Annotated in this window: 8 protein-coding genes and 2 pseudogenes; 9 read left to right on the forward strand and 1 reads right to left on the reverse strand. The window is 48.9% G+C overall.

What is annotated here, in order from left to right; translation table 11 throughout:
* Positions 1 to 311 precede the first annotated feature (311 nt).
* The 9 genes and pseudogenes from dnaA to HPC37_RS10985 form a co-directional block, all read left to right on the forward strand.
* Entirely contained in the window at positions 312 to 1,670 is a 1,359-nt protein-coding gene (dnaA, locus tag HPC37_RS08805; protein WP_208122770.1) for a chromosomal replication initiator protein DnaA, read from the forward strand.
* Positions 1,671 to 1,679: 9 nt separating this feature from the next.
* A complete protein-coding gene (gene dnaN / locus HPC37_RS08810; protein WP_208122771.1) occupies positions 1,680 to 2,780 on the forward strand; it encodes a DNA polymerase III subunit beta in 1,101 nt (366 codons plus the stop codon).
* A gap of 2 nt (positions 2,781 to 2,782) precedes the next feature.
* Positions 2,783 to 3,862, forward strand: a complete 1,080-nt coding sequence (gene recF, locus HPC37_RS08815; protein WP_208122772.1) for a DNA replication/repair protein RecF — start codon at positions 2,783 to 2,785, stop codon at positions 3,860 to 3,862.
* 92 nt (positions 3,863 to 3,954) lie between these two features.
* Positions 3,955 to 4,836 carry an ATP-binding protein gene (locus HPC37_RS11295; RefSeq protein WP_427915967.1) on the forward strand — a complete coding sequence of 294 codons (882 nt, stop codon included), beginning with the start codon at positions 3,955 to 3,957 and terminating at the stop codon, positions 4,834 to 4,836.
* A pseudogene (gene gyrB / locus HPC37_RS11300) lies at positions 4,728 to 5,077 on the forward strand (DNA gyrase subunit B); the annotation flags it as partial. The gene HPC37_RS11295 and the pseudogene gyrB, both read left to right, overlap by 109 nt.
* Before the next feature lie 60 nt (positions 5,078 to 5,137).
* Positions 5,138 to 6,379: a toprim domain-containing protein gene (locus tag HPC37_RS11305; RefSeq protein WP_427915968.1), complete on the forward strand. Its 1,242-nt coding sequence runs from the start codon at positions 5,138 to 5,140 to the stop codon at positions 6,377 to 6,379.
* Between the two features lie 2 nt (positions 6,380 to 6,381).
* Positions 6,382 to 7,062, forward strand: a complete 681-nt coding sequence (locus HPC37_RS08825) for a hypothetical protein (protein WP_208122773.1) — start codon at positions 6,382 to 6,384, stop codon at positions 7,060 to 7,062.
* Positions 6,981 to 7,649, forward strand: coding sequence for an O-antigen ligase family protein (locus HPC37_RS08830; RefSeq protein WP_208122774.1), 669 nt, complete (start codon positions 6,981 to 6,983; stop codon positions 7,647 to 7,649). Before HPC37_RS08825 ends, HPC37_RS08830 begins: the two co-directional genes overlap by 82 nt.
* Positions 7,650 to 7,687: 38 nt before the next feature.
* Positions 7,688 to 8,122: pseudogene (locus HPC37_RS10985) on the forward strand (glycosyltransferase family 25 protein); the annotation flags it as partial.
* Between the two features lie 340 nt (positions 8,123 to 8,462).
* Here the strand turns inward: HPC37_RS10985 and HPC37_RS08835 are convergent.
* A partial coding sequence (locus tag HPC37_RS08835) for an oligopeptide/dipeptide ABC transporter ATP-binding protein (RefSeq protein ID WP_208122775.1) occupies positions 8,463 to 9,015 on the reverse strand: 553 nt, incomplete at its 5' end.

The following is a 9,015-nucleotide window of genomic DNA, read 5'->3' on the forward strand; positions in this document are numbered from 1 at the left end:
AACGGGCAATTGATGGTTAGCCCAAAAATAAGGAATCGAATTTTAATCGTAAACGGCGCAAGTGTCAAATAAGATTACACAAAAGTGTGCAAATTTTGCCCGCCTGCGCCACCACGCGCACGCCAAGGGCACTTTGCCTTTTGAGTTTGGGCTTTGTCGGTGAGTATTTAAAATGTTTACCGCAAAAATGCAAGCACTTTTTTTGTGTTTTTTTGTGCGTAAAGTCGGGATTTTTGCCCCTCTTTTGGGTATTATTAACAAAAACCGCACTTCCCGTTTAGAAAATGGGGATAACCCCGATGGAGTTTTACATGTCGTCTTCTCTTTGGAAAGATTTATGGCCAAATTGTCTTTCTCAACTGCAAGATCAAGTGTCGTCGAATGATTTCAGCATGTGGCTCAAGCCATTGCAAGCTGAGGTGAAAAACGACACATTGCTGTTATACGCCCCTAATCGCTTTATCATCCAGTGGGTGCAAGATAAATTCCACAGCCTGATTGTGGAGATCATCGCAGGCTTAAGTGAAAGTGCGGTCGGCAAAATCAAATATGTTGAGGGCATCAAACCCAAAGAAGTGGCGCCCGAGCCTGCCAATGTGGCCCCACCGGCGGCTGAACAACCAAGTGCCAACGTGCAAGAGTCCTACCGCTCGGGGCTGAACATCAAGCAAACCTTTGACAATTTTGTGGAAGGGAAATCGAACCAAATGGCGCGTGCAGTGGCACAAAAAGTGGCCGACAATCCAGGCGGCGCCAACTCGAACCCGCTTTATCTCTACGGCGGCACAGGCTTAGGCAAAACCCACTTACTGCACGCCATTGGCAACGAAATTCTCGCGCGCAATCCACAAGCCAAAGTGGTGTATATGCACTCTGAGCGCTTTGTGCAAGAGATGGTCAAAGCGCTGCGCAACGACAAAATGGACCACTTCAAGCGTTTTTATCGCAGCCTGGATGCCTTGTTAATCGATGATATTCAGTTTTTCTCGAATAAAGAGGGCTCGCAGGAAGAGTTTTTCCACACCTTTAATGCGCTCTTTGAGCGCAATCACCAAATTATCCTCACCTCTGACCGCTACCCACGCGAGATTGAAAAAATTGAAGATCGCCTGCGCTCGCGCTTTGGCTGGGGCTTGAGCATTGCCATTGAGCCGCCTGATTTGGAGACGCGGGTTGCGATTTTGATGAAAAAAGCCGAAGAGAGCCACCTCAATTTGCCTGAGGAAGTGGCGTTTTTCATCGGGCAAAAACTGCGCACCAACGTGCGTGAGCTTGAAGGCGCACTCAACCGTGTGGCAGCCTACGCCCAATTCACCGGCAAGCCGATCACCATCGATTTTGTGCGTGAGGCGCTCAAAGATATGCTGGCGCTACAAGATAAATTAGTGACGGTGGAAAATATTCAAAAAACCGTGGCAGAATATTACAAAATCAAGGTTTCAGATTTGACCTCCAAGCGCAAATTCCGCTCCATTGCTCGCCCGCGCCAACTGGCGATGGCACTGTGCAAAGAGCTGACCAACCGCAGCTTGCCGGAAATTGGCAAATTATTTGGCGATCGCGATCACACCACGGTGTTGCACGCTTGCCGCAAGATTGAAGAATTACGCGAAAAAGATAATAATATCCAAGAAGATTTTTCTAATTTAATTCGTATTTTGTCTGCCTAAGGGGACGCTATGCAATTTTCAATAAGCCGTGAAAATTTGATCAAACCATTACAACAAGTCTGTGGCGTGCTGAATTCGCGCCCGCCAACAGCGGTTTTGCACAATTTATTGCTGCAAATTGACGCCCAGCGCTTGATTATGACCGGCACCGATTTGGAAGTGGAGCTTTCCACCCAATCCCCGCTGCAAAGCGCCAGCCAAGAGGGCTTTTATACCATCCCAGGCAAGAAGTTTTTGGATATTTGCCGCAGCTTTCCTGATGAGGCGATAATTGATGTCACCTTTGAAGACGACCGCGCGGTGATTAGCTCAGGGCGCAGCCGCTTCACGCTCTCTACCCTGCCTGCGGCCGATTACCCAAGTTTGACTGACTGGCAAGCTGAGGTCGATTTCACCGTGGCGCAAGACACGCTTATCCGCCTGATTGATGCCACGCAGTTTTCCATGGCCAACCAAGATGCGCGTTATTTTTTAAACGGTATGAAGTTTGAAACCGAAGGCAATTTGCTGCGCACCATCGCCACCGACGGCCACCGTTTAGCGGTGTGTACCATGGCGCTTGAGCAATCCCTGCCAAATCATGCCGTAATTGTGCCACGCAAAGGTGTGCTTGAGTTAAAACGCCTGCTCAACGAGCCTGAAGAGCAAGTGCGCATTCAAATTGGCACCAGCAATATCCGCGTGCAATTTGAGCATACCGTGTTCACCTCCAAATTGATTGACGGGCGCTTTCCAGACTATCGCCGCGTGCTGCCACGCAATGCCGACCACATCATCGAGGCCGATTGGACGAGCTTAAAACAAGCGTTTACCCGCGCAGCCATTTTATCGAGCGAGCGCATGCACGGCGTGCGTTTGGCGCTGAGCCCAAATCAAATGGCTATCACCTCCAGCAATGCGGAAAAAGACGTGGTGGAAGAGGTGCTGGATATCCAATATGACAATGAAGAGATGGAAATCAGCTTCAATGTCAATTACTTACTTGATGTGCTCAACGCGCTGAAATGTGACAAAGTGCGGTTTCGCTTCAGTGATGCCAACTCCAGCTGCCTGCTGGAGGATTGCAACGACAGCTACGCCGAATACGTCATCATGCCAATGCGCTTATAGTCATGGCGCTCTCCCGGCTCGTCGTCGATCATTTCCGCAATTTGCAAGCCGTTGATTTAACGTTAAATCACGGCTTCAACTTTATTGTGGGCAACAACGGCAGCGGCAAAACCAGCCTGCTGGAGGCGATTTATTACCTCGGCCATGGCCGCTCGTTTAAAAGTGCGGTCAGCCAACGCATCATTCACTATGACCAACCGCACTTTACCCTTTTTGCCGACATTCGCCACGCCCAAGGGACGTGGTCGGTGGGCTTGCAGAAAACACGCCAAGGGCAAAGCACGGTGAAAATCAACGGCGAAGACGGCAACAAAATCGCTGACCTCGCTCACTTGCTGCCTATTCAGATGATCTCGCCCGAGGGCTTGAGCTTGCTCAGCGACGGGCCGAGCTTTCGTCGCGCGTTTTTAGATTGGGGCTTGTTTCATCAACACAGCCAGTTTTTCCCGCTGTGGACGCGCTTGCGCCGAGTGCTAAAACAGCGCAATGCCGCTTTGCTGAGTGCGCGCCACTACGGCGACATGGCGATGTGGGACAGTGAATTTATCCCGCTGGCAATGCAAATCAGCCAGTGGCGGGAGGCTTACGCCGAGGCGCTGAGCGCCAACATCACGCAAACCTGCCAACTGTTTTTGCCAGAAATTGAACTGCAACAGCGCTTTTATTACGGCTGGGATAAAACTCACGACTTTGCCGAGGTGCTCAAGGCAGGCTTTGAGCGCGACAAGCAGTTGGGCTACACCTTTGCCGGCCCACAAAAAGCCGACCTGCGGCTAAAAGCCAACGGCATTCCGCTTGATGACGTGCTCTCGCGCGGACAGCTAAAATTGATGATTTGCGCGTTGCGTCTCGCCCAAGGTGAGCACTTGATGCAAAGCCGCCAGCGCCACTGCATTTTCTTGCTTGATGACTTTGCCTCCGAGCTTGACCAACACAAGCGCGAGCTGCTCGCCGAGCGGCTTAAAGCCTGCCAATCGCAGGTATTTATCAGCGCTATTCACCTCAACCAACTCCAGCAAATGCCGCTTGAGCAAAGTGCGGTTTTCTCCCTTGATAACGGCGTGATTGACCGCCTGCGCTAAATTCTGCCCCAAAGCCCAATAAAGGCGTGCGAAAAAGCGCAAAATTTGCTATAATTTCGGAAATTTTCGCAGACAAAAACGAGCTAAATATTATGTCAGAAAACACCAACTCAACAGCTTATGATTCATCTAGCATTAAGGTTTTAAAAGGGCTAGACGCCGTACGCAAGCGCCCTGGCATGTACATCGGCGACACCGATGACGGCAGCGGCTTGCACCATATGGTGTTTGAGGTGGTGGACAACGCCATCGATGAGGCACTCGCGGGCTTTTGTCGCGACATTATTGTCACCATTCACACCGACAATTCCGTCTCGGTGCAAGACGACGGGCGCGGCATTCCGGTTGGCATTCACCCTGAAGAGGGCGTCTCCGCCGCTGAGGTGATCATGACCGTGCTGCACGCTGGCGGTAAGTTTGATGACAACTCTTATAAAGTCTCTGGCGGCTTGCACGGCGTGGGGGTGTCGGTGGTCAACGCGCTGTCTGACAAATTGCAATTGACCATTCGCCGCGAAGGCAAAGTCCACGAGCAATTTTACAGCCTCGGCGTGCCACAAGCGCCACTGGCAGTGATTGGTGAAACGGAGCAAACCGGCACCACCGTGCGCTTTTGGCCAAGCCCAGCCACCTTTACCAATATTCATTTTGAATACGAACTGTTGGCCAAACGCCTGCGTGAGTTGTCGTTTTTGAACTCGGGTGTGTCGATCAAATTAATTGACCAACGCAGCGACAAATCTGACCACTTCCACTACGAAGGCGGCATTCGCGCGTTTGTGGAATATTTAAACAAAAATAAAACCCTATCCACAATCAACCGTTTTATTTCTCGATTGAAAAAGAAGACGGCATTGGCGTGGAAGTGGCACTGCAATGGAACGACGGCTTTCAAGAAAATCTCTATTGCTTCACCAACAACATCCCACAACGCGACGGCGGCACCCACTTGGCTGGCTTCCGCGCGGCATTGACCCGCACGCTGAATAATTACATGGAAGCCGAAGGCTTCAACAAAAATCAAAAGTCAGCGCCTCGGGTGATGACGCCCGTGAAGGCTTGGTGGCGGTGATTTCTGTCAAAGTGCCCGATCCGAAATTTTCATCCCAAACCAAAGATAAATTGGTCTCTTCTGAGGTGAAAGGTGCGGTGGAATCCGCCATGGGTGAGCGGCTGCAAACCTATTTGTTGGAAAACCCAACCGATGCCAAAATCATCGTGGGCAAAATCATTGATGCTGCGCGCGCGCGTGAAGCCGCCCGCAAAGCCCGCGAAATGACCCGACGCAAAGGTGCACTAGATTTAGGCGGTTTGCCTGGCAAACTCGCCGACTGCCAAGAGCGTGACCCCGCGCTGTCAGAGCTCTACATCGTGGAGGGGGATTCCGCCGGTGGCTCCGCCAAACAGGGGCGCAACCGTAAAAACCAAGCGATTTTGCCGCTGAAAGGGAAAATCCTTAATGTGGAAAAAGCACGCTTTGACAAAATGCTCTCCTCGCAAGAGGTGGCAGCGCTGATCACCGCGCTGGGCTGCGGCATTGGGCGCGATGAATACAACCCTGAAAAATTGCGTTATCACAAAATCATCATTATGACAGATGCCGACGTGGACGGCGCGCACATTCGCACGCTGTTGCTGACCTTTTTCTATCGCCAAATGCCAGAGCTGATTGAAAAAGGCTACGTCTATATCGCCCAGCCGCCACTTTATAAAGTGAAAAAAGGCAAGCAAGAGCAATATATCAAAGACGATGACGCGATGACAGAATACGAACTGGCCATCGCGCTAGACGGCGCAGGGCTATACGTCGCCGAAGGCGCGCCTGTGATGAACGGGCTGGCGCTGGAGAAATTGATCACCGAATACAACAGTGTGCATAAAATGATCGCCCGCCTATCGCGCAACTACCCTAGCGCGCTGCTGCAGGAATTGATCTACGCGCCAACGCTCGACAATGACCTGTTGACTGACAAAGTGCGGTTGCAAAGCTGGGCAGATGAGGTGTTGAAAAACCTGCAACGCAAAGATGTGGGCGGCAATCACTACGACATTAAACTGGCTCACAACAGCGAGCGCAATATCTATGAAGTGGTGTTGACCGTGCGCACCCACGGCATCGATACAGACTATCACCTCGATTATCAATTTGTCGCCGGCTCCGAATATCACCGCCTGACCGCACTTGGTGAGCAGCTGCGTGATTTATTGCAAGACGACGCCTATGTTATGCGTGGTGAACGCAAGCAGCCCGTGGCCAGCTTTGAGCAAGCCGTGGAATGGCTGGTGAAAGAATCCCGCCGCGGCTTGAGCGTGCAGCGCTATAAAGGGCTAGGTGAAATGAACCCAGAGCAACTGTGGGAAACCACCATGGACCCAACCGCGCGCCATATGCTGCAAGTGTCCATCAAAGACGCCGTCGCCGCCGACCAACTCTTCACCACCTTAATGGGCGATGAGGTCGAACCACGGCGCGAATTTATCGAAAGCAACGCCTTGAAAGCGAATGTGGATGTGTAGTTATGCTAGCAGCGCAACAATCGCATTTAACAAAATTATGCACGCTTTTGGTTGTCCTCTTTTTTGCAACCTTACTGATTGGTTCAAGAGGATACCAATATGCGGCATCTGTTTTACTTATTCTCGGCGTTATTACTTTTCCTTGGCATATTAAACAGGTGCCATTGAGAAATAATCGCGCAATGCAGTGGTTTATTTTCTGTATTGTATTTTATTTTGGCACATTTGTCCTTTCCATGCTTGTTCATCACGACAAGATGAAAGAGCTCGACGCCGTATCTCGTGCATTGCTTTGCATCCCGCTAGTTTATCTGCTTATTCGATGTAAACTAACACTTAATGCCGTTTTGTATGCCATCATTGCTGGCAGCATTATTGCGGGCGTCATTGCAATCAGTGATATTTTTCTCTTCTCTGAGCATGCAGCCTTTAGTCAAATGATGCAAATTCAAGGTGGTGGCATTGCTATGAGTTTGGGCATTTTTTCACTTTGTATTGGCTTATATTATTTGCAAAAAAACAACCGTAACCTCGCTTTTATCAGTTTTGTTGCAAGCCTGTCTGGCATTTTGGCCAGTATTCTTTCAACCTCACGAGGTGCATGGATTGGCCTGCCTGTCGTATTAGTGGTTATATTGATTTATTATCGTCGGCAAATTTCCAGCCGGTTTTATTTGGTTTAGGCGCAGCGCTATTACTCACCGTCATCAGTGTTGTTTCAATCCCCCAATTTCGAGTACTCGAAAGATTAGAAACGGCTAAAAACGACATCCAGTTTTATGTTGAGCAAGGCAATGGTTCCACCTCCGTTGGCGCACGTTTTGATATGTGGAAAGGCGCACTACTTGCCATTCAAGAAAAACCTGTCCTCGGTTGGGGCAAAGAGGGAGCGAATAAAAAACGCCTACAACAAGCCCAAGAGGGGATCATTAGTGAATATGCAGGGCATTTTAATCAGCCACATAATCAATATTTAGAAGCTACTGTTGTGCGTGGCGTTATTGGCTTAATTGGTCTATTAGGGATTTTTATTATTCCTGGATTACTCTTTCTCTCAAAACATCGGAGCATCAATACACCAGAGATAAAATTGATCTCACTGCTTGGCATTGTGCATATTTTAGAGGTAATGAGTTACTGTTTGCCTCAAGGCTTTTTTGTTCATCAATCAGGCACTATTTTCTATTTCGTGACTTTAAGCATATTATTTTCACTTTATATGCTTCATACACGATCACCACAGGCAAGGAATGCGTCATGCAAATTGTGATAATTAACCTTGCTGATTCTCAAAATCGTCGAGATTACATGCTCGCACAATTTGATGCCCTATCACAACAAGGGTTACATTTTGATTTCCAATTTTTTCCTGCCGTTTACGGTAAAAATGAACCAAATCATCCGTTGTTTCAGCACTATAACCATCAAAAAAGAGTGCAACGAAAAGGGAAAGGGTTATCACTATCTGAGCTTGGCTGTTTCGCTAGCCATTTTCAAGCTTGGCAAAAATGCATTGCCGATAATCAACCACTTATCGTGCTAGAAGATGATGTTAAGTTAACACCGCACTTTGCAACTTTTTATCAAAATGCCGATCAGTATGCGCAAAAGTTTCGTTTTTTATGGTTACATAAAAATAACTTAAAAACAGACTATTATCTCATTGCGCAAGATAAGCATTTTTCTGTGGTTAAATTTTACAAAGATTATATTGGCACACTAGGTTATCTGATCACACCTGATGTAGCAAAATTATTAATTAATGCTTTTCAAGAAGTTATTTATCCAGTCGATAACCAAATGGCCCGCTGCTTTGAAAATAATCTCAATAACTATGCGCTTGTCCCTGCCTGTATTGAAGAAGATGGACAACTTGAGTCTACCATCAAACATGCACGAGAAAATCATGAGCTAAGCGTAAAGCAAAAAGCGATTCGTGAATTTTATAATCTTAAGGATAAGTTTAAGCGTTTTTTATATCATAAAAAACATTTTGCAAAATCGCAGAAATATTTTTACGATCCTAAAAATAACACTAATTCATTAAAAAACCGCACGTTAAAGTGCGGTTTTTTGCTGAAATTTATTCCACTACGAAGCAGGCGATTTTGCTGCCGTCGTCATGGGTGCGCAGTGGGGGGTTGGACTCAAAGCAGCGTGGCTCGGCCAAGCGGCAGCGGCCAGAGAAGGCGCAGCCTTTGGGTGGGTTGAGTGGGCTTGGCAACTCGCCTGTGAGTTTAATCCGCTCGCGGCGCTTTTCAGGTGATAGGCGCGGGGTGGCGGAAAGCAGCGCTTGGGTGTACGGGTGGCGGGGGTTAGCGAAAATTTGCTCCGCCGTGCCTTGCTCTACGCAACGACCAAGGTACATCACGATCACTTCATCAGCGATGTGTTCTACCACCGACAAATCGTGCGAAATGAAGATATACGACAGCCCCAACTCAGTTTGCAAATCCATCATCAAATTGAGCACCTGCGCGCGCACCGACACATCCAGCGCCGAAACCGGCTCATCGGCCACCACAATGTCTGGGTTGAGCACCAGCCCGCGAGCAATGGCGATACGCTGGCGTTGCCCGCCTGAGAACATGTGCGGGTAGCGGTCATAAAACTCCGCGCGCAGCCCCACTTTGGCC

The sequence above is a fragment of the Spirabiliibacterium mucosae genome, assembly GCF_014884965.1.
GTDB lineage: Bacteria > Pseudomonadota > Gammaproteobacteria > Enterobacterales > Pasteurellaceae > Spirabiliibacterium > Spirabiliibacterium mucosae.